Raw genomic sequence first — 20,461 nt, 5'->3', positions numbered from 1 at the left:
CCGGAACGTCCCTACTCGAACGCGCCCACCGCCGCCTGCGCGACGTCCTCTGCCAGCGCGATCCCCGCGGCCTGAGTGGTGTTTCCACTGGTCAGGACCGCGACGAGATAGGTGCTCCGATCCGTGGCGACCTGGCCGATGCTGTTGATGTCCCACAGCCCGGTCGTGCTGCGCTGCAGCCAGCCGTTCTTGAGCGCGGTGTCGGACGCCGGCACCGCCGCCGCCGTGACGCCCCAGTCCTGACCGTCGGATATCCGCCCCATCAGCCCCTGCAGATACCTGCGCGAGTCGGCGTCCAGCGGTGAGTCGGCACCGAACACCGCCCGCAGCAGCCGCAGCTGGTCGGCGGCCGTGGTCCTGGTGAGCCCCCACAGATCGCCGTCGCCGCCCTCGGTCCCGGTCAGCCCGAGGCGTTCGTTGGCCTCGGCGAGGCCGTCCGCGCGGCCGACGGAGTGCCAGAGCGCGGTCGCGGCGTCGTTGTCGCTCTGCTCGATCATGACGGTGGCGTTCGCCGTCTCCTGGGCGGTGAGACCGCGCCCGGCGTCCTGCGCCGTCAGCAGCAGTGCCGCGAGGATGTCGACCTTGACGATGCTCGCCGTGTCGTACGTCCCGTCCCCGTACACCGCCTGCGCGCCGGACGCGGTGTCCAGCACGGCGACGGAGAAGTCGGCGTCGGTCGAGTCGGCCACGGTGCCGAGCGCGTCGCTCAGCTCCTGGTCCCGGTCCGCCGCGGATGCCCCGGTCGGCATGCTCTCCCCACCCTCCCCGGCCGGCTGCGCCGCACCGGAGGAGGCGGCCGGACGCACCTCTGCCCCGGCCGGCGGCCGCGCCATCGCGTGGACGCCCGCCACCACCCCGCCACCCGCCAGTACGACGGCCGCGATGGTCGCGATGATGACGGTGCGGCCGGTATGACGGGTCCGGTGCCGGTTGTGAGGTCGCATTCCCGCAAGCATGGGAATCGAACCTGCGCGCACGCTGAGACACGGATGAACAAGCCGTGAGAAAACGGGCGGTACGAGCCCGTCGACGGCAGCCGGCCGGGGCCGGATACGCTGCCCAGCGTGTCACTCAAGAATATCCCCGACCCTGGCTTCGCCGACGACGACGGTTCGGCCGACGCGGCGCTGGCCACCGCACTCGCCGCCTACGCCGACGACAGCCGGACCGAGCCCGGTGTACTCGCCGCGCTGCCCGGCGCCCGTCTGCTGGTCCCCGTGGTGGCCGTACTGGGCGAGGTGGAGACCGGCCCTGACGGTCTGCGCCGCGAGAAGACCAGCGACATGGCGGTACCCACGATCCAGGCCGCCGACGGCCGGCGGGCGCTGCCCGCCTTCACCTCCGTCGAATCCCTCGCCCGCTGGCGCCCCGACGCCCGGCCGGTCGCCGTCCCGCTGCACCAGGCGCTCCAGGCCCTCGCGCACGAGAAGGCCGACACCCTGCTGATCGACATGGCGGGACCGGCCCCGTACGCCCTCACCGGCCCGGCGCTGCGCGCCGTCGCCCTGGGACGTGCGCACGTGGACCCGCTCGGCGATCCTGAGGTGCTCGGCGCGCTGCGCGCGGCCGTCGCCGCCGAACCGGGGGTGCTGCGCGCGTATCTGTCCCCGGCCGGCACCTCGGACGGCACCCTCGGCCTGGTCCTCGCCCCGGACGCGGCGGTGGCCGAGGTGGCCCGGCGGATCGCCACCGCCCTGTCGGCCGACGAGGTGCTGCGGTCCCGGCTGGTCCGCGGGCTCGACCTCGCGCTGCTGGGGCCGGATGCCGAGGTGTCGGGCGAGCCGCTGTTCACGCGCTGAGCGGACCGGTCCGGCCGACGGCCGGGTGACAACCGGTATGCCCCACTGTCTGCCGAAGTGTGCGATGCGGTCCTGGGACCGAGAATGCGAGAGCAGACCGACAGTGCACGCATACGGGCAGTAATCGATGCCAGGAGGCCCCATGGACAAGCGGACAGTGACCTGTGAATTCCTGGGCACGCTGCTGCTGGTCTTCTTCGCCGTCGGATCCGCGGTACTGGCGGGTGAGTACATCGGCACCCTCGGCATCGCGCTCGCCTTCGGCTTCACACTGCTGGCGCTGGCCTACGCGCTCGGCCCGATCTCCGGCTGCCATGTGAACCCGGCCGTCACCCTCGGCATGCTGGTCGCCGGGCGCATCAGCGTCCGGACGGCCGTCGAGTACTGGGTCGCCCAGCTGCTGGGCGGCATCGCGGGCGCCGCGCTGCTCTTCCTGGTGGCCAAGCAGGTGCCGGGGCTGAAGACCAGCGGGGCGTTCGGCACCAACGGCTACGGCAGCCGGTCCGCGGTCGGCATCAACATCGGCGGCGCGTTCGTCGTCGAGGTGGTGCTGACGTTCCTGCTGGTGTTCGTGGTGCTCTCCGTCACGCACAAGGTGGCGGTGTTCGGCTTCGACGGCCTGCCGATCGGCCTGGCGCTGGCCGCGATCCACCTGGTCGGCATCCCGCTGACCGGGACCTCGGTGAACCCGGCGCGCAGCCTCGGCCCCGCCCTCTTCGCGGGCGGAGCCGCGCTGTCGCAGCTGTGGCTGTTCCTCGTGGCGCCGCTGATCGGCGGCGCGCTGGCGGCGCTGGTGCACCATGTGACCCACCCGCCGACGGCCGCGCGGCACGGCGGCCTCCGGGTGGACGACCACGCCGACCACGCCGATCAGGCCGCCCGGGATGCCGGGGACACCGGGGCGGAACGGCCGGAGACGGCCTGACGCGACCTGGGGCGGCGCGCCCGGCGGTCCCGTCGGCCCGGCTTCAGCTCAGCTGTAGACGGGTCCGGTGAGCTTCTCGCCGGGTCCGTGGCCGGGCTCGTCCGGTACCAGGGAGGCCTCGCGGAAGGCCAGCTGCAGCGACTTCAGACCGTCCTTGAGCGGGGCGGCGTGGTAGGTGCTGATCTCCGGCGCGCCGGCGGTGACCAGGCCGGCCAGTGCGGTGATCAGCTTCCGGGCCTCGTCCAGGTCCTTGTGCTCCGGGCCCTCCTCGGCGAGGCCCAGGTTGACGGCCGCCGCGCTCATCAGGTGGACCGCCACCGTCGTGATGACCTCGACCGCGGGAACGTCCGCGATGTCGCGGGTCATCGCGTCGAAGTCAGGGGTCTCGTTCTCGTCACTCATGGCCCTCACGATAGGCGACCGCGCGGCAGGCCCACGCCGACGGGTACGATCCCGCCGATTACGGGCTTCCGCAGGTCACTGGTATGCTTGCAAATCGACCGGTCGGACACACCTGTGCCCGGCCCACAAGTGGAGGCTCCGATCTCCCACCCGACCGACCGAGAGGTTGGCGGGTCCGGTCTGGCAGCGTTCTTCGGTGGATGGTTCTCCCGGATGCCGAACGCGCTGCCTGTTGCGCCCCGCGGTGTTCCGTGGCGGTGCTCCCGGTTTTGAGGAGCCCTGCCTGTGACCTGTTCGGGGCGTTTTTTGCGTTCTGAGTACAGGGGTCGGACGACACAGACGTTACGTGGCTGTCCGCCAGGCGGCCGCGTGGTGCAACCGAGGAGGCCCCATCAGCGCCGAGCCCCGCATCGTCGAGCCTCGCATCAACGACCGCATTCGCGTCCCCGAGGTGCGACTCGTCGGTCCCAGTGGTGAGCAGGTCGGCATCGTGCCGCTTGCCAAGGCCCTGGAGCTTGCGCAGGAATACGACCTCGACCTGGTCGAGGTCGCAGCGACCGCACGTCCGCCCGTGTGCAAGCTCATGGACTACGGGAAGTTCAAGTACGAATCGGCCATGAAGGCCCGTGAGGCGCGCAAGAACCAGGCGCACACGGTCATCAAGGAGATGAAACTCCGGCCGAAGATCGACCCGCACGACTACGACACCAAGAAGGGCCACGTCGTCCGCTTCCTGAAGCAGGGCGACAAGGTCAAGATCACGATCATGTTCCGTGGTCGCGAGCAGTCCCGCCCCGAGCTGGGCTTCCGGCTGCTGCAGCGACTGGCGTCCGACGTGGAGGAGCTCGGCTTCATCGAGTCGAATCCGAAGCAGGACGGCCGAAACATGATCATGGTTCTCGGTCCTCACAAGAAGAAGACCGAAGCGATGGCCGAAGCCCGCGAGGCAGCGGCTGTTCGCAAGGCCGAGCGTCAGGGTTACGGCTCCGACGACGAGTCCGACGAGCACGACGAGTCCATCGACGGCACCGTCGAGAACTCCGAGGGTTCCGAGGAGTCCGCCGAGGCGCCGGTCGTCGAAGCGGCCGAGGAATCGGCTGAGAAGCCTGCCGACAAGCCGGTCGAGGACAACTGAGACCGCGTAAGGCCCCGGGGCACCGTTCCGGGATGGAAGACAGTACTGACGCTCTCCGTCCGCACCTGTGGCGGACGGGAGGGCCAGCGACGAGGAGACTACGGCGACATGCCGAAGAACAAGACGCACAGCGGTGCCAGCAAGCGCTTCAAGGTCACCGGCAGCGGCAAGATCATGCGTGAGCGCGCCGGCCGTCGTCACCTGCTCGAGCACAAGCCGTCGAGCAAGACGCGCCGCCTCGCCGGCACGGTCCAGCTCGCCAAGGCCGACACCAAGAAGATCAAGAAGCTTCTCGGTCTGTGACGGCCGCGCCCCATCGTCCGTGAGGACACCGAGGGGCGCGACGTCCAACCGGGATCCCATCGCTTTCGGGCCGCGTGAGTCCCCCCGCGGTCCCCTACAAGGAGTTATCAAGTGGCACGCGTCAAGAGGGCTGTAAACGCCCACAAGAAGCGCAGGGCAATCCTCGAAGCGGCGAAGGGTTACCGCGGTCAGCGTTCGCGCCTGTACCGCAAGGCCAAGGAGCAGGTCACCCACTCCCTGGTCTACAACTTCAACGACCGCAAGAAGCGCAAGGGCGACTTCCGTCGGCTGTGGATCCAGCGCATCAACGCCGCTGCCCGTCAGAACGACATGACGTACAACCGCCTCATCCAGGGTCTGAACGCCGCCAACATCGAGGTGGACCGCAAGATCCTCGCCGAGCTGGCCGTCAACGACCCCAACGCCTTCGCCGCGCTGGTCGAGGTTGCCAAGAAGGCGCTGCCGACGGACGTCAACGCGCCCAAGGCCGCCTGAGAACGACGCGACGGGGTGCTGCCGGGGTCGCCCCGAGTGACCCCCACGGCAGTCCCCGGACCCGCAGGCTGAGCCTGCGGGTCCGTGTGCTGTCCCGGCGCCCAGGGCCTACGTCATCTCCCGGATCCACCCCAGAAGCGAGCACTCCCCATGGCGAGCCCCGAGCCCGAGCTGACCTCCTTGCGATCCCCGCGTGTCACCGCGGCCCACCGCCTGGCCAAGCGCAGCTTCCGCGGCAAGGAGCGACGGTTCATCGCGGAGGGCCCGCAGGCGGTCAGGGAGGCCATCAGCCACCCCGGTGGCGCCGCCGGGCGCACGCTCATCGAGCTGTACGCGACCCCCGAGGCCGCCGAGCGGCACGCCGACATCGTCGCGGCCGCCCGCGCGATCGGGGCCCCGGTGCTCACCGCCGCCGACGAGGTCGTCGCCGAGATCTCCGACACCGTCACCCCGCAGGGCATCGTGGGCATCTGCCGCTTCCTGGACTCCCCATTCGATGACATTCTGCGATCCGCTCCCCAACTCGTCGCGGTCCTCGCGCACGTCCGGGACCCCGGCAACGCCGGAACCGTGCTGCGCTGCGCGGACGCGGCCGGCGCCGACGCGGTGATCCTCACCGACGCCTCCGTCGACCTGTACAACCCCAAGTGCGTGCGCGCCTCGGTCGGCAGTCTCTTCCATCTGCCCGTCGCCGTCGGCGTACCCGTCGAGACGGCCGTCGCCGGCCTGCGCGCGGCCGGAGTGCGGCTGGTCGCCGCCGACGGAGCCGGCGTACGGGACCTGGACGCCGAACTCGACGAGGGCACCATGGGCGGCCCCACCGGCTGGATCTTCGGCAACGAGGCCTGGGGACTGCCGGAGGAGACCCGCGCACTCGCGGACGAGGTGGTGCGCGTCCCGATCCACGGCAAGGCCGAAAGTCTCAACCTCGCCACGGCCGCCGCCGTGTGCCTCTATGCCTCCGCCCGGGCGCAGCGTGCGCCCGGAGGGTGCCGCTCCGTCACATCCAGCTAGTAGGGTTGCGGCCCGGGGGCCCTGAGAAGGGGGGTGCGGAGATGGACGTCGCGGCTACCGAGAGCACCACGCCTGCCACGCTCGCGAGCTGGGCGGCGGGCCTGGGCGAGTACGGACTCACACCGGACGACCTTCCCGACGGACTCGTCGTCGCGGACGAGGACGGCCGGGTCATCTGCTTCAACTCCGCCGCCGCCCGGATCACCGCGCTGCACCCGGCCGACGTGCTGGGCGCGCCCATCGAGCGGGCGCTGCCGCTGGAGGACCTCGAAGGCCGCCGCTGGTGGTCGCTGACCGACCCGTACCAGGGGCTCGCGATCCGGGTGGGCCAGCCGGAACGGAATCTGCTGCTGCCCGGCGGCCGCGAGGTGCTGGTCTCCGCGCGCTATGTGCGCACCCACCCGACCGGCCCGGTCCGCCGGCTCGTCGTCGCCCTGCGCGGCACCGAGGCGCGGCGCCGTACCGAGCGCAGTCACGCCGAGCTGATCGCCACCGTCGCGCACGAGCTGCGCTCGCCCCTCACCTCGGTCAAGGGCTTCACCGCGACGCTGCTGGCCAAGTGGGAGCGGTTCACCGACGACCAGAAGAAACTGATGCTGGAGACCGTCGACCAGGACGCCAACCGCGTCACCCGGCTGATCGCCGAGCTGCTCGACATCTCCCGGATCGACTCCGGCCGCCTGGAGGTGCGCCGCCAGCCGGTCGACATCGCCGCGATGGTCAACCGGCATGTGGACTCGCATGTGGCCGCCGGGCAGTCCAGGGACCGCTTCCGGGTCGAGGTCACCCAGCCGCTGCCCGCCCTGTGGGCCGATCCCGACAAGATCGACCAGATCCTCGGCAACCTGCTGGAAAATGCGGTGCGGCACGGCGAGGGACAGGTCACCATCGAGGTGGCGCCCTCGGTTCTGGGCACCCCGGACAAGGAACGCGCGGAAGGTACGGCACTGACGGTGAGCGACGAGGGCCCCGGCATCCCCGAGGAGTCGATGAGCCGCGTCTTCACCCGCTTCTGGCGGGGGAGCAAGCGCGGCGGCACCGGCCTGGGCCTGTACATCGTCAAGGGCATCGTCGAGGCGCACGGCGGGACGATCGCGGTCGGCCGGGCCCCCGGCGGCGGAGCCCAGTTCCGATTTATTCTGCCCGTCGGGGCGCCGGCGTTCATGGCCTGAGCCATGACCCCGCTCGGTCCGACGGGCGTGACCGGCTCATCAGCGCGGCCCCAGTAGACTCGGACCCTTGGCTTGTGTCCGGTCGGGCAGGCCGCTCACAGCACCCAATTCGGAACGGGAAGAGATGTCGGCACCGAACAAGTCGTACGACCCTGTCGAGGTCGAGGCACTGAAACCCGAAGAGATCGAGCGCATGCGGGACGAGGCGCTCGCCGCCATCGCCGCGGCCGCCGGCCTCGACGAGCTGCGCGAGGTCAAGGTGGCACACACCGGTGACCGGTCGCCGCTCGCCCTCGCGAACCGTGAGATCGGGGCCCTGCCGCCGCACGCGAAGGCGGAGGCCGGCAAGCGCGTCGGCCAGGCCCGCGGCGGGGTGAACAAGGCGCTGGCCGCCCGCCAGGCCGAGCTGGAGGCCGAGCGCGACGCCCGGGTGCTCGTCGAGGAGGCAGTGGACGTCACGCTGCCCTACGACCGGGTCCCGGCCGGTGCCCGGCACCCGCTCACCACGCTCTCGGACCGCATCGAGGACGTCTTCGTGGCCATGGGCTACGAGGTCGCCGAAGGCCCCGAGATCGAGGCCGAGTGGTTCAACTTCGACGCCCTGAACTTCCCGCCGGACCACCCGGCCCGCGAGATGCAGGACACCTTCTTCGTCCAGCCGCTGGCCGGCGGCTCCGCCGGGGACGCCGCGGAGTCGGGCGTCGTGCTGCGCACCCACACGTCTCCCGTACAGATCCGTTCGATGATCGACCGCGAGCCGCCGGTCTACGTCATCTGCCCGGGCCGGGTCTACCGGACCGACGAGCTGGACGCCACGCACACCCCGGTCTTCGCCCAGGTCGAGCTGCTCGCCATCGACGAGGGCCTGACCATGGCCGACCTCAAGGGCACGCTGGACCACATGGTCCGCGCCCTGTTCGGCGGCGACCTCACCACCCGGCTGCGGCCCGCGTACTTCCCGTTCACCGAGCCGTCCGCCGAGATGGACATGCAGTGCTTCGCGTGCCGCGGCGAGTCGGCCGTCGACCCGGACCGCCCCTGCCGGACCTGCTCCTCCGAGGGCTGGATCGAGCTGGGCGGCTGCGGCATGGTCAACCCGCGGGTGCTCACCGCGTGCGGCGTCGACCCCCGGAAGTACAGCGGGTTCGCCTTCGGCTTCGGCATCGAGCGGTTGCTGATGTTCCGTCACAACATCGCGGACATGCGAGACATCATCGAGGGTGACGTGCGTTTCACCCTTCCGTTCGGGATGGAGATCTGATGCGGATCCCGCTTTCTTGGCTGCGGGAGTACGTCGACCTGCCCGCCGGCGAAACCGGCCGTGACGTCCAGGCCAAGCTCATTTCCTCCGGCCTCGAGGTCGAGACCGTCGAGCAGCTCGGCGCCGGCCTGACCGGCCCGCTGGTGGTCGGCAAGGTCCTCACCATCGAGGAGCTGGAGGGCTTCAAGAAGCCGATCCGCTTCTGCACGGTCGACGTGGGCAGTGCCAACGGAACCGGTGAGCCGCAGGAGATCGTCTGCGGCGCCCGGAACTTCGCCGTCGGCGACAAGGTCGTCGTCGTGCTGCCCGGCGCGACGCTGCCCGGCGACTTCAAGATCGCCGCGCGCAAGACGTACGGCAGGACCTCGCACGGCATGATCTGCTCGGCCGCCGAGCTCGGCATGGGCGACGACCACGACGGCATCATCGTGCTCCCGCCGGAGCACGAGGCCGGCACCGACGCGATCGCGCTGCTGGAGCTCGTCGACGAGGTGCTCGACATCGCCGTCACCCCGGACCGGGGCTACTGCCTGTCGATGCGCGGTGTCGCCCGCGAGACCGCCATCGCCTACGGGATCTCGCTGAGCGACCCGGCGCTGCTCGACGTGCCGCCGCCGAACGCGTACGGCTACCCGGTCAAGGTGGGCGACCCGATCGGCTGCGACCGCTTCACCGCCCGCACCGTGGTCGGCCTGGACCCCGAGGCCCGCTCCCCGATCTGGCTGCAGCGCAGGCTGCAGAAGGCCGGCATGCGGCCGATCAGCCTGGCCGTGGACGTCACCAACTACGTGATGCTGGAGCTCGGCCAGCCGCTCCACGCCTACGACCGGACCCGGGTCGACGGCCCGATCGGCGTCCGCCGCGCACAGCCCGGCGAGAAGCTCACCACGCTCGACGGCGCGAAGCGCGTGCTGGACGCCGAGGACCTGGTGATCACCGACAACAGCGGTGTGATCGGTCTGGCCGGCGTCATGGGCGGGGCCGACACCGAGATCGCGGACGCCGTCCGCGACGAGACGACGGGCGAGGTGCGCGGCACCACCGACGTCGTCATCGAGGCCGCGCACTTCGAGCCGGTCACCATCGCCCGCACCGCCCGCCGGCACAAGCTGTCCTCCGAGGCGTCCAAGCGCTTCGAGCGCGGCACCGACCCGCAGACCACCTCGGCCGCCGCACAGCGCACCGCCGACCTGCTGGTGCTGCTCGCGGGCGGCACCGCGGAGCCGGGCGTCACGGAGATCATCTCCCCGTCCGCACCGCGCACCATCTCCATCCCGGCCGACCACCCGGACCGCGTCGCGGGCACCGAGTACGGCCGCGAGACCGTGGTGCGCCGGCTGCAGCAGGTCGGCTGTGACGTCTACGGCTCCGACGAGCTCGTCGTCACCGTGCCGAGCTGGCGCCCGGACCTCACCGACCCGAACGACCTCGCGGAAGAGGTCATCCGGCTGGAGGGGTACGAGAACCTGCCGTCGACGCTGCCCAAGCTGCCGTCCGGCCGCGGTCTGACCGGATCGCAGCAGCTGCGCCGCCGGACCGGCCGGGCGCTGGCCGGAGCCGGCTACGTCGAGGTGCAGAACACGCCGTTCCTCGGCGAGGCCGCCTTCGACCAGCTCGGCCTGGAGGCGGACGACCCGCGCCGCCGCACCGTCAAGCTCGTCAACCCGCTCTCCGACGAGGAACCGGCGATGCGCACGACGCTGCTGCCGGGACTGCTGGCCACGCTGCGCCGCAACATCGGACGGGGCTCGCACGACCTGGCCCTGTTCGAGACCGGTCTGGTCTTCCTGCCCACCGGCGCCGAGCCGTCGCCGCCGCGGCTGCCGGTCGACCGCCGGCCCACCGACGAGGAGATCGCGGCGCTGAACGCCGCGCTGCCCGAGCAGCCGCGCCGGGTCGCCGTCGCGCTGTCCGGCGCGCGCGAGCAGGCCGGCTGGTGGGGCAAGGGCACCGCCGCGAGCTGGGCGGACGCCATCGAGGCCGGCCGCACCGTCGCCCGCGAGGCCGGGGTCGAGCTGATCGTCCGCCAGGACCAGCACGCCCCGTTCCACCCGGGCCGCTGCGCGGCGCTGCTCGCCGTGGTGGACGGCGCGGAGCTCCTCGTCGGCCACGCCGGTGAACTGCACCCGCGGGTCGTCAAGGCGCTGCACCTGCCGGACCAGACCTCCGCGATGGAGCTCGACCTGGACCGCGTGGAGCGGGCGTCCGCCGGCCCCGTCCCGGCGCCCCGGGTGTCCACCTTCCCGGTGGCCACGCAGGACGTCGCCCTGATCACCGACGCGTCCGTGCCGGCCGCCGAGGTGGAGGCCGCCCTGCGCACCGGTGCCGGTGAACTGCTGGAATCGCTGCGGCTGTTCGACATCTACACCGGTGAGCAGGTCGGCGAGGGCAAGAAGTCCCTCGCCTACGCCCTGCGCTTCCGGGCCGCCGACCGCACTCTCACGGCCGAGGAGACGACCGCCGCCCGTGACGCCGCCGTCGCCGCGGCCACCGCGGCCACCGGCGCGGTGCTGCGCGGCGCGTGACAGCGGGCCTCCGGGCCTGACCGAACGCCGATGGGGCGCACCCGGATCTCCGGGTGCGCCCCATTCGTCGGTCCTGACCCGGTCAAGGGCCCCGTCTTAGGGCTACCGGTCACGGGATTCGGGCCGGTCCAGGATGCGCAGCCAGCTGCCGTCCGGCTGGCGGCGCGCCACCTGGGCGCGGCCGCCGGTCCCGTCGGCGGACCGCGTCGCGGTCAGCGCCAGATCGCCGTTGACCAGGGTGGGCAGCGACTCCTCCAGCGTGAAGTGCGGTACCTGCCGCAGCAGTTGCTCGATGACGCCGCGGATCGCCTCCCTGCCGACGGTCTCGCTGCCGAGCGGGAATCCCAGCACGGCGTCGGGCTCGTAGAGCGCGGCGACTCCCTCGGCGTCGCCCGCGTTCGCCCGTTCCACGAACAGCCGGGCCAGGTCCTCCGGTTGTGCGGCGGCTTCTCGTGCGGTGGTCATGGTCGCTCCCTCTCTTCGTAGCGGTCGCTGGTCGATGCGTTTCCTCTCTCCCATGGTGCGACGCCATGGCCCAGAAGTCGAAGAGATGGATCGTATGATCGACAGAAGCATTGGTTATGGGTAAGCGCTTGTCCTCGTGCGGAGGTTTCTTCGCTCGATCGGGTGATTCTCCAGGGCTGGGCGTTGTGGGAGGTGCACGGATCGACAGAATCGGTCGCGACGCGGGGGTCCGATCTCTGTGGGGGCGGTTCCGTCGCCGACCGCGCCAACGGCTGCGGGGAGTGTCGTCGAAGTAGCGTCGTCCGCCCGGAGGGCGGGGCCGGCGGGGTCTGGTGCGTGCGATCGCAAGGCGGCGGAGGGAGTCCATGCGGAGCATCGGCGACCGACGACAACGCCGCGAGCGCGCGTGTCAGGCCCCGCCGGCCAGACGGGACTTCGACGACACGACCTAGGGGGAGCCGGCGGGATGATCCGTATCAGAGCAGTTCTCGGGGTGCCGTACGGCACCCCGGCCGTGCTGGTGTACGTGCTGCCCGGTGTCTGGATCGCGCTGGTGCTGGTGGTCGCGGCGGTCGCGCCCGACGGGGTGAGTCCGCTGCCGGCGCTGGCCGTGGCACCCGCCATCGCGTGCGTGGGCACCGGTCAGCGGCAGTGTGTGCTGGTCAGTGGTGTCATAGCGCTCGTGGCGCTGGTGGCGGGGCTGGTGGGCCAGGGCGCCTTTGAGGTGCGGGATCGGCTCGGCACCGGGGTGGCGGTGCTCGCCGTGGTGGCGCTGTGCTTCTGGATGGCCGGCCGCCGGGCGGGACTGGCGGCGGAGCTGGAGCGCACCCGGGAGATCGCCGTCGCCGCCCAGCGGGTGCTGCTGCGGCCGCTGCCGTCGCGGGTGAACGGCTATGCGGTGGCGGGCGAGTATCTCTCCGCGAGCCTGGGCGCCCGGGTGGGTGGCGACCTGTACGAGGTGCTGGCCACGCCGTACGGGCTGCGGGCGGTGCTCGGTGACGTCCGGGGCCACGGGCTGGCCGCGATCGACTCGGTCGCCGCGCTGCTCGGCAGCTTCCGGGAGGCCGCGTACGACGAGCCCGAGCTGACCGGGGTGCTGTCCCGGCTGGACCGTTCGCTCCAGCGCCATCTGCGGCAGCGTTCGTGCGCGGAGCATCCGGCGGTGGCGGACACCGAGTCGCAGAACCCGGTCGCCGAGGAGTTCGTCACCCTGCTGTTGGTGCAGCTGAGCGACGACGGGAAGCTGGAGACGGTCAACTGCGGTCATCCGCAGCCCTTTGTGACCGGGCCCTACGCGACCGGCGAGCGACCGCGGCCGCTGGCGGTGGGGGAACCGCTGCCGCCGCTGGGCCTGTTGGACGACGGGGACCGGGCGGCGCCGGCCCACCACGGCGTGCTGCTGCCCGGCCAGGCCCTGCTGCTCTACACCGACGGGCTGCAGGACGCCCGCAACGCGTCCGGGACGTTCTTCCCGCTTCCCGAAGCGGTGGCGGCCGCGGCCGCCACCGCGCGGATCGGCGGCGCACTGGCCGCCGCACCCTTCGCCCGTGCACTGAGCGCCGCGGCCCTGCGGCACACCGGCGGCCGGCCGGCCGACGACATGGCCCTGCTCGTCCTGCTCCGCGAGGTGGCCCGGGTCCCGCTGCGGAACCGTTCCGCCGCACTGTCGGGAACACCGCGCCGCTGAGCCGCTCCGGGGGCGCGGACCGCGGTGGCGGGCGGTCCCTGTACGTCGTACTTTGCGGATATCTGTCGTATTTCGCAAGGACGTCAGGGACGCAAGGGAACGAGGTGGTCGCAGTGGCCGGTAAGTTCGAGGTCTACCAGGACAAGGCCGACAAGTGGAGGTTCCGCCTCAAGGCGGGCAATGGCGAGATCATCGCGGTGGGCGAGGCGTACGAGTCCAAGTCCGGCGCGATGAACGGAGTGGACTCCGTCAAGCGGAACGCCGGTGACGCCCCCGTGCAGGAAGTCGACGGCACGAAGAAGCAGTAGTCGGGGTCCGGCGCGGCGGGCAGGCACTCGGCACAGGCCCAGACGGGATGGTCGCCGCCCTCACGCGGGCGCAGCGTGCCGACCCGTGTCGTCCCGGCGCCGCTCGCCGCGCAGCGGAAGCATGTACCGGTCACTGTCGGCCTCCCAGAGATCGTCGTGGACCGCACCACCCGTCCTGCCGCGGTGTGCCTGGCAACGCAGGGCGGGCGGTGCGGGGTGGGCCGCCGCCAATGCACGAGGGGGAGTCGGCGACCCGGGGCACAGTCAATCCCGCCGCCAACTCCCGGGGGAGCGTGTGCGAACGGCATATGCGGGTGCTCCGCTCACACCCCGTGTGAACGGGGTGGTACTACGCTGCGCGCAGTGGGCGAAACCAGGGGGACCGGATGGAACCCAACACGCTGTTCGACGCCGTCCTCGACGAGGCGGGTGCCTCCCATGCGGGGCTGGCCGCCCGGATCAACGCACTCGGCCGGGCCCGGGGAATGCCGCTCCGCTACGACCGCACCGCGGTGACCCGCTGGATCAAGGGCCAGCGGCCCCGCGGCGAGGTGCCCGACCTGATCCGCGAGGTGCTCGGCGGCCTGGTGCAACGCCCGCTGACCCTCGGCGACATCGGGATGGACCGGGGAGCGGTGGCCCAGACGGCGGGTACCCCGCTGACCGGTTTCGTGGAACGCGCCACCGCGTTATGGCGCGCCGACGAACAGCAGCGCCCCCATGTGCGCACCGCGCCCGTACTGACCGGGCCCAAGGCGGTCATGCCGCTGTGGGAGTGGGAGAACCCGCCGGAGGACATGGACGTCTCGCGGACCGGGGTGCAGCGGGTGACCGGCGCGGACGTGGCCATGCTGCACGCCGCCCGCGCGCACTACGAGGAGCTGTACCGGGGAGCGGGCGGCGTGGCGACCCGGGACCGCGTCGTCGGCTTCCTCAACTCCCAGGCCGCGCCGCTGCTGCGCGGCCGCTACTCCGATCCGCTCGGCCGGCAGCTGCACCGCGCGGTCGGGGCGCTCGTCGGGATCGCCGGGATCTGCGCCTACGACACGGACGCGCACGGGCTCGCGCAGCGCTACTTCCACCAGTCGCTGCGGCTGGCCAAGGCGTCCGGGGACCGGGGGCTGGGCGCCTGTGTGGTGGGCATGCTCGTCTACCAGTCGCTCCATCTGCGCGACTACCGGCAGGCGGTGGCGTTCGCCGAGGCGGCACTGCGCACGGCGGGCCACAACGTCACCCCCGCACTGGCCGCGGATCTGTACGCGATGCAGGCCAAGGCGTACGGGCGGCTCGGCGACCGGCCCAGCGCCCACCGCTGCGGCCGGCTCGCGGAGACCGCGGAGCAGCGGATCAGGACCGAGGACGAGCCCGCGGAGACCGCCTATGTCCAACCAGGGCTGGTGGACGTGCAGTTGGCGGAGGCGTTCCTGAGCCTCGGTGAGCTGCGGCCCGCCCTCGAACACGCCGTCCAGGCGGTGAGTTCCCCCTCGCACGCCCGTGGACGGGTGCACCGGCTGGCCGTGCTGACCCATGTGGAGCTGCGCCGGGGCGAGGCCGACCACGCCGCGACGCTGGCGGTCCGGATGGTGGAGCAGGGGCGGGGTATGGAATCGCAGCGTCTGCGCGACCGGTTCGCGGCGGTCCGCGGCCAGCTGGCCGCCTGCGACAGCGTGCTGGCGGTCCAGGCCGCCGGGCTCATCGACGAGCTGCTCCGCGTTCCGTTGTGACGCTCACGCGAGCTGCGATGTTGTCACCATCCGAAAGGAAGGTGGCGGAATCGTGCAATGGAAGAACCTTAGTGAGCGAACCGTGTACAGAAACCGCTGGATGCGTGTCAATCTCGCCGATGTCGAACTCCCCGACGGGCGTCATCTCAACCACTACCTGATCAGGCTGCGGCCGGTCGCGCTGGCCACCGCCGTCAACGAGGCGAACGAGGTGCTGCTGCTGTGGCGGCACCGGTTCATCACCGACAGCTGGGGCTGGGAGCTCGCGGCCGGGGTCGTCGAGGACGGCGAGGACATCGAGACGGCGGCGGCCAGGGAGATGCTGGAGGAGACCGGCTGGCGACCGGGGCGGCTGCAGCACCTGCTGACCGTCGAACCCTCCAACGGCCTGACCGACGCACGCCACTTCGTCTACTGGTCGGAGGAGGCGGAGTACGTCGGTCATCCGGAGGACGACTTCGAATCGGACCGGCGGGAGTGGGTGCCGCTCAAGACCGTGCCGGACATGGTCGCGCGGGGTGAGGTCCCCGCGTCGAACATGGCCGCCGCGCTGCTGATGCTGCATCATCTGCGCCTGGGGTGATGCTCGCGGCCGAGCAGGCTGTTCAGGACGTGGAGTGCGGCCGCCCGCCGTGCGGGCCTGCGGGACCACACGGCGGGTGCGGCGGCGCCGATCAGCAGCAGGAGGGAGAGGGCGGCGACGGCGACGGCGGGCACCAGCGCACGGCGTCCGCCGACGACGATGGTGAGCGTGCTGAGAGGGAGGCTGAGGATCACGGGGGAGAGTGCTCTATGGGGATGGTCCGGTCTCATGTAAAAATAGTGAAGCACTTGAGAGACGTTTCGTCTACGAATTGGGACGGTGGGCATGGTGGTCGGTGAACGCCACGATCAGCTGTCCCGGTTGGTCCAGGAGGCGCAGACGGCCGGGGACTCGTACCAGGACCTCGCCGACCGGGCCATCGACCCGGTGACCGGCGCCACCGTCTCCAAGCCGTATCTGCACAAGCTCGCCCGCGGCCAGGTCGCCACCGCGCCCGGCCCCGTCCAGCTGCGCGCCATCGCCGCCGCGCTGCGCCGGCCGGCCGCCCTCGTCCAGCGGGCCGCCGCCGAGCAGTTCCTCGGCTGGGTCTCGGACGAGGTGCAGGGTTACGACGACGACATGCGCGTCATCGTCACCTACGCGGAGGCCATGCCGCCCGCGGAGCGCCGACGGCTGCGCGCCACGGTCGAGGCGTGGGAGCGGGCGCGGGCAGAGGAGCGTTAGCCGCCGGAAGGCGCGGTACGAGGCGGTCGCAGGGTGCGGCAGGGGTGGTCGCGGAGGCCCGCTCGCGGGGCCGGATTCCCTTGCGGTTGTTGGCCGGTACAGCTGTTGTCGGGGTGCGGGCCGGGCGGTACGTTGCCCCGTGACGCGCATCCGGTGCCTGGATTCGGCCGGCCGCGCGTGCCATCGATGGGGAACACCGTGATCCGGATCGTCTATCTCCTGGCCCCTCTCCAACCCGATGTCGGCGCGGTCGTCCGCGAACGCCGCGGCCGGGTCGAGGTCTATCTCTCCGACCGGCACCACACCCGTGACGGAGTCGCGGCCCTCAACAGCGCCTCCGAAGAGCTCCTCGCGGCAGGGCACTGGTTCCAGCTCTGGAAGGGCGAGATCGTCTCCATCCGGTCGCCCGAGCACTGACCGGGCGGCCGGAGGCGGGCCGGAGCGGCGCGGTCAGCGCGCCGCCCCGGCCGCCTTCAGGGCGGTCACGGTGGCCGCCGCGAGGCTGTCGAGGTACCCCTTGGGCAGCGGGGAGCGGATCACGGCGAGCCGCCAGTAGAGCGGACCCGCGATCAGGTCCAGGGACAGGTCCGCGTCGGTTCCCGCCGCCAGTTCGCCGCGCTCGACCGCCTTGCGCACGACGGCCGCCGAGATACCGCGCTGGGTGTCGCGCAGCGCCGTCTGCAGTGCCGCGGCGATCTCCGGATTGCGCGCCGCCTCGGCGAGCAGGTCCGGGATGATCTGCGACGCGACCGGATGCCGCAGGGCGCGCGCGGTGACCTCCAGCAGTAACCGGACGTCACCGAGGAGCGAGCCGGTGTCCGGCGCGGGCATTCCCTGGACCGCCACGGCGGACACCGTGTCGAGGACCAGCGGCAGCTTCGAACGCCAGCGCCGGTAGACCGCGGCCTTGCCGACCCCGGCCCGGCGGGCGATCCCCTCGATGGACATCCGGCCGTAGCCGACCGCCGCCAGCTCGTCGAATACGGCGCTGCGGATGGCGTCCGTCACGTCCTCCCGGAGCACGGCGGCTCCCGCGGGGGCGCGACGAGGGGTTCGGGGCTCCGTTGGCATGCCGCCGAGCCTAGCCTGACGTGGCGACGGAACGGTTGCGTTCCATTCAATGGATGCTCTACCGTCGGACCACACGACGAGACGGATCCGTTCCGTCGTGTCGTGTTCACTCCCCGTTTTCGCCTCGAACGAAAGCGCGTCACATGACCTTGCAGACGGACGCCCCCGCGGCGGCGCAGGACCTGGACAGCCCGGACGGCGGGCTGTCGGCCGCTGATCTGGCGGCGAAGTACGGGCTGTCGGTCAGTGGTGCCCGGCCGGGCCTGGCCGAGTACACCCGGCAGTTGTGGGGCCGGCGGCACTTCATCAACGAGTTCGCGAAGGCGCGGACGCAGGCGCAGTACACCGATGCCCGGCTGGGTCAGCTGTGGCAGGTGATGACGCCGTTGCTGAACGCGGCGGTGTACTACCTGATCTTCGGGCTGTTGCTGGGTACCGACCGCGGTGTGGACAACTTCATCGCGTTCCTGGTGACCGGCATCTTCATCTTCACCTTCACCCAGTCGTCGATCATGAGCGGCGTGCGGGCGGTGGCGGGGAACCTGGGGCTGATCCGGGCGCTGCACTTCCCGCGGGCGTCGATGCCGCTGGCGTTCACGCTGATGCAGCTGCAGCAGTTGCTGATGTCGATGCTGGTGCTGTTCTCGATCGTGCTGATGACCGGCGAGGTGCCGACCTGGTCGTGGCTGCTGGCGATTCCGGCGCTGTTCATCCAGTCGGTGTTCAACGCCGGTCTGGCACTGATCGTCGCCCGGCTGGGCAGCAAGATGACGGACCTGGCGCAGCTGATGCCGTTCATCCTGCGGACGTGGATGTACACCTCCGGTGTGATGTATAGCATCAGCCATTTCACGAAGACGGCACCGTATTTCGTGAAGATCCTGCTCGATGTGAATCCCATCGCGGTGTACATCGACCTGATGCGCTTCGCGCTGATCGACAGCGTGACCGCCGAGGACATGCCGCCGCACGTGTGGGCGGTGGCGGTGGGCTGGGCGGTCGTGGTGGGCGTCGGCGGGTACGTGTATTTCTGGAAGGCTGAGGAGAAGTACGGCCGTGGCTGAGACAGCGGAGATCGAGAAGAGCGCCACTCACACCGACCACCGGGCCGCCGGTATCGCGGCCCCCGCCGCGTCCCGCATCCCGACCGTGATCGTGGACGATGTGCACATCGTCTACCGGGTGCACGGCGCCGGGAACAGCAAGGGCAGTGCGACGGCCGCCCTCGGCCGCCTGGTGTCCCGTAAGTCGTCGCCGAACGTCCGGCTGGTGCACGCGGTGCGCGGGGTGAGCTTCACCGCGTACCGGGGTGAGGCCATCGGACTGATCGGGTCGAACGGTTCGGGCAAGTCGACGATGCTGCGGGCGATCGCGGGTCTGCTGCCGCCGGAGAGCGGCCGGGTCTACACCGACGGCCAGCCTTCGCTGCTGGGGGTCAACGCGGCGCTGATGAACGACCTGTCCGGCGAGCGGAACGTCGTGCTCGGCGGTCTGGCGATGGGGATGTCGCAGGAGGAGATCCGCGAGCGGTACCAGGGCATCGTGGAGTTCTCGGGAATCAACGAGAAGGACGATTTCATCTCGTTGCCGATGCGGACGTATTCCTCGGGCATGGCGGCCCGGCTGCGGTTCTCGATCGCGGCGGCCAAGAACCACGATGTGCTGATGATCGACGAGGCGCTGGCCACCGGTGACCGGTCCTTCCAGCGCCGCTCGGAGGAACGCATTCGCGAGCTGCGCAAGGAAGCGGGCACGGTCTTCCTCGTCAGCCACAACAACAAGTCGATCCGCGATACCTGCGACCGGGTGCTGTGGCTGGAGAAGGGCGAGCTCCTCATGGACGGCCCGACCGAGGAAGTCGTCAGCGCCTACGAGAACGCCCACGGATAACGCCCACGGATAAGGAACCGGCCCGCCATCGGAAGGGCGGGCCGGCTTTCTCATTCGTTCATCGGTGCGGTCAGTACTGGTAGAAACCGGAGCCGGTCTTACGGCCCAGCCGGCCCGCGTCGACCATGCGCTGGAGCAGCGGGGGAGCGGCGTACAGCGGCTCCTTGAATTCGTGGTACATCGAATCCGCGATGGCGGCGATGGTGTCCAGACCGATGAGGTCGGAGAGCTTGAGCGGGCCCATCGGGTGCGCGCAGCCCATTTCCATCCCGTTGTCGATGTCCTCGCGATTGGCGATTCCGGACTCGAACATCCGGATCGCCGACAGGAGATACGGGACCAGCAGCGCGTTCACCACGAATCCGGAGCGGTCCTGCGCGCGGATCGCGTGCTTTCCGAGCACGTCGGTGACAAGGCTCTCGGTCCGCTTGAGGGTGTCGTCCGCGGTGGTGAGCGCCGGAATCAGCTCGACGAGCTTCTGCACCGGGGCCGGGTTGAAGAAGTGGATCCCGAGCACGTACTCGGGACGCGAGGTGGCCACCGCGAGCTTCACCAGCGGGATGGACGAGGTGTTGGAGGCCAGGATGGCGTCCGGCCGGGTCACCACCTGGTCGAGGACCTGGAAGATCTCGGTCTTGACCTGCTCGTTCTCGACCACGGCCTCGATCACGAGGTCACGGTCGGCGAATTCGCCGAGGTCGGTGGTGAAGCTCAGACGGGCGAGTGTCGCGTCCCGCTCCTCCTCGGTGATCTTGCCGCGTTCGGCGGCCTTCCCGAGGGAGTTCGTCAGACGGGTACGGCCGAGCTCCAGGGCCTCGCCGGTGGTCTCCGCGACCCGGACGTCCAGTCCGGCGCGGGCGCAGACCTCCGCGATACCGGAGCCCATCTGCCCGGCCCCCACCACTCCGACGCGCTGGATGTCGCTCACTCGTAAGCCTTTCGCTGTGGTACAGGAATAAGCGGGCGCACCACGCGGTAGCGGGCCCGCCCGCTCCGACGTTACTCCGCCCGTGCGGAG

General features: G+C 71.0%; 23 protein-coding genes. 17 read left to right on the top strand and 6 right to left on the bottom strand.

Annotated elements, in window-relative coordinates; translation table 11 throughout:
- Positions 1-11: 11 nt before the first annotated feature.
- Positions 12-944: a serine hydrolase gene (locus tag LNW72_RS09915; protein WP_250975066.1), complete on the bottom strand. Its 933-nt coding sequence runs from the start codon at positions 942-944 to the stop codon at positions 12-14.
- A 120-nt stretch (positions 945-1,064) separates the two neighbouring features.
- On the opposite strand from LNW72_RS09915, the gene LNW72_RS09910 reads away from it, so the two are divergent.
- Together LNW72_RS09910 and LNW72_RS09905 are read left to right on the top strand one after the other, a co-directional pair.
- Entirely contained in the window at positions 1,065-1,799 is a 735-nt protein-coding gene (locus tag LNW72_RS09910; protein WP_250975065.1) for an SseB family protein, read from the top strand.
- Positions 1,800-1,941: 142 nt separating this feature from the next.
- Positions 1,942-2,724 carry an MIP family channel protein gene (locus LNW72_RS09905; protein ID WP_250975064.1) on the top strand — a complete coding sequence of 261 codons (783 nt, stop codon included), beginning with the start codon at positions 1,942-1,944 and terminating at the stop codon, positions 2,722-2,724.
- Positions 2,725-2,772: 48 nt separating this feature from the next.
- Here LNW72_RS09905 and LNW72_RS09900 read toward each other — a convergent pair whose 3' ends face one another.
- A complete protein-coding gene (locus LNW72_RS09900; RefSeq protein ID WP_250975063.1) occupies positions 2,773-3,126 on the bottom strand; it encodes a DUF1844 domain-containing protein in 354 nt (117 codons plus the stop codon).
- A gap of 346 nt (positions 3,127-3,472) precedes the next feature.
- On the opposite strand from LNW72_RS09900, the gene infC reads away from it, so the two are divergent.
- From infC to pheT, 7 genes are all read left to right on the top strand, one after another.
- On the top strand, positions 3,473-4,261 hold the full coding sequence (infC, locus tag LNW72_RS09895) for a translation initiation factor IF-3 (RefSeq protein WP_374117197.1): 789 nt from the start codon (positions 3,473-3,475) through the stop codon (positions 4,259-4,261).
- 108 nt (positions 4,262-4,369) lie between these two features.
- Positions 4,370-4,564, top strand: coding sequence for a 50S ribosomal protein L35 (gene rpmI, locus LNW72_RS09890; protein WP_138354851.1), 195 nt, complete (start codon positions 4,370-4,372; stop codon positions 4,562-4,564).
- A 111-nt stretch (positions 4,565-4,675) separates the two neighbouring features.
- Positions 4,676-5,059, top strand: coding sequence for a 50S ribosomal protein L20 (gene rplT / locus LNW72_RS09885; RefSeq protein ID WP_138354852.1), 384 nt, complete (start codon positions 4,676-4,678; stop codon positions 5,057-5,059).
- Between the two features lie 150 nt (positions 5,060-5,209).
- On the top strand, positions 5,210-6,073 hold the full coding sequence (locus LNW72_RS09880) for an RNA methyltransferase (protein ID WP_250975062.1): 864 nt from the start codon (positions 5,210-5,212) through the stop codon (positions 6,071-6,073).
- Between the two features lie 41 nt (positions 6,074-6,114).
- A complete protein-coding gene (locus LNW72_RS09875) occupies positions 6,115-7,245 on the top strand; it encodes an ATP-binding protein (protein WP_250975061.1) in 1,131 nt (376 codons plus the stop codon).
- A gap of 124 nt (positions 7,246-7,369) precedes the next feature.
- On the top strand, positions 7,370-8,506 hold the full coding sequence (gene pheS / locus LNW72_RS09870; protein ID WP_250975060.1) for a phenylalanine--tRNA ligase subunit alpha: 1,137 nt from the start codon (positions 7,370-7,372) through the stop codon (positions 8,504-8,506).
- Positions 8,506-11,031, top strand: a complete 2,526-nt coding sequence (gene pheT / locus LNW72_RS09865; protein ID WP_250975059.1) for a phenylalanine--tRNA ligase subunit beta — start codon at positions 8,506-8,508, stop codon at positions 11,029-11,031. The genes pheS and pheT overlap by 1 nt, the downstream gene beginning before the upstream one ends.
- Positions 11,032-11,133: 102 nt before the next feature.
- On the opposite strand, the gene LNW72_RS09860 is transcribed toward pheT, so the two are convergent.
- Entirely contained in the window at positions 11,134-11,496 is a 363-nt protein-coding gene (locus LNW72_RS09860) for a nuclear transport factor 2 family protein (protein WP_250975058.1), read from the bottom strand.
- Between the two features lie 466 nt (positions 11,497-11,962).
- On the opposite strand from LNW72_RS09860, the gene LNW72_RS09855 reads away from it, so the two are divergent.
- The 4 genes from LNW72_RS09855 (at position 11,963) to LNW72_RS09840 (ending at position 15,798) form a co-directional block, all read left to right on the top strand.
- Positions 11,963-13,183, top strand: a complete 1,221-nt coding sequence (locus LNW72_RS09855; RefSeq protein ID WP_250975057.1) for a PP2C family protein-serine/threonine phosphatase — start codon at positions 11,963-11,965, stop codon at positions 13,181-13,183.
- A 113-nt stretch (positions 13,184-13,296) separates the two neighbouring features.
- Entirely contained in the window at positions 13,297-13,491 is a 195-nt protein-coding gene (locus tag LNW72_RS09850; RefSeq protein WP_250975056.1) for a YegP family protein, read from the top strand.
- Positions 13,492-13,877: 386 nt separating this feature from the next.
- The gene (locus LNW72_RS09845) at positions 13,878-15,215 is read left to right on the top strand and encodes a transcriptional regulator (protein WP_250975055.1); all 1,338 of its coding nucleotides are present in this window, start codon (positions 13,878-13,880) and stop codon (positions 15,213-15,215) included.
- A 100-nt stretch (positions 15,216-15,315) separates the two neighbouring features.
- Entirely contained in the window at positions 15,316-15,798 is a 483-nt protein-coding gene (locus LNW72_RS09840; protein WP_203674525.1) for an NUDIX hydrolase, read from the top strand.
- Here LNW72_RS09840 and LNW72_RS09835 read toward each other — a convergent pair.
- Positions 15,780-15,992 (bottom strand): hypothetical protein, encoded by a 213-nt coding sequence (locus LNW72_RS09835; protein ID WP_138354860.1) that lies wholly within the window; start codon positions 15,990-15,992, stop codon positions 15,780-15,782. The genes LNW72_RS09840 and LNW72_RS09835 overlap by 19 nt on opposite strands.
- A 91-nt stretch (positions 15,993-16,083) precedes the next feature.
- Between LNW72_RS09835 and LNW72_RS09830 the strand changes: the two genes are divergently transcribed.
- Both LNW72_RS09830 and LNW72_RS09825 read left to right on the top strand, forming a co-directional pair.
- Positions 16,084-16,482, top strand: coding sequence for a hypothetical protein (locus LNW72_RS09830; protein ID WP_250975054.1), 399 nt, complete (start codon positions 16,084-16,086; stop codon positions 16,480-16,482).
- Between the two features lie 186 nt (positions 16,483-16,668).
- Complete coding sequence (locus LNW72_RS09825; RefSeq protein WP_250975053.1) at positions 16,669-16,899, top strand: hypothetical protein; 231 nt, start codon at positions 16,669-16,671, stop codon at positions 16,897-16,899.
- A gap of 33 nt (positions 16,900-16,932) precedes the next feature.
- Here LNW72_RS09825 and LNW72_RS09820 read toward each other — a convergent pair whose 3' ends face one another.
- A complete protein-coding gene (locus LNW72_RS09820; RefSeq protein ID WP_138354863.1) occupies positions 16,933-17,553 on the bottom strand; it encodes a TetR/AcrR family transcriptional regulator in 621 nt (206 codons plus the stop codon).
- A 143-nt stretch (positions 17,554-17,696) separates the two neighbouring features.
- Between LNW72_RS09820 and LNW72_RS09815 the strand changes: the two genes are divergently transcribed.
- Both LNW72_RS09815 and LNW72_RS09810 read left to right on the top strand, forming a co-directional pair.
- Entirely contained in the window at positions 17,697-18,617 is a 921-nt protein-coding gene (locus LNW72_RS09815) for an ABC transporter permease (protein WP_250980083.1), read from the top strand.
- 52 nt (positions 18,618-18,669) lie between these two features.
- Positions 18,670-19,443 carry an ABC transporter ATP-binding protein gene (locus LNW72_RS09810; RefSeq protein ID WP_250980082.1) on the top strand — a complete coding sequence of 258 codons (774 nt, stop codon included), beginning with the start codon at positions 18,670-18,672 and terminating at the stop codon, positions 19,441-19,443.
- A gap of 70 nt (positions 19,444-19,513) precedes the next feature.
- Here LNW72_RS09810 and LNW72_RS09805 read toward each other — a convergent pair whose 3' ends face one another.
- Positions 19,514-20,371, bottom strand: a complete 858-nt coding sequence (locus LNW72_RS09805; protein WP_250975052.1) for a 3-hydroxybutyryl-CoA dehydrogenase — start codon at positions 20,369-20,371, stop codon at positions 19,514-19,516.
- Between the last annotated feature and the right edge of the window lie 90 nt (positions 20,372-20,461).

Source organism: Streptomyces sp. RKAG293 (genome assembly GCF_023701745.1).
Lineage (GTDB): Bacteria > Actinomycetota > Actinomycetes > Streptomycetales > Streptomycetaceae > Actinacidiphila.
Note: the sequence above shows the minus strand (reverse complement) of the source record. Positions and strands in the feature narration are given on the sequence as shown.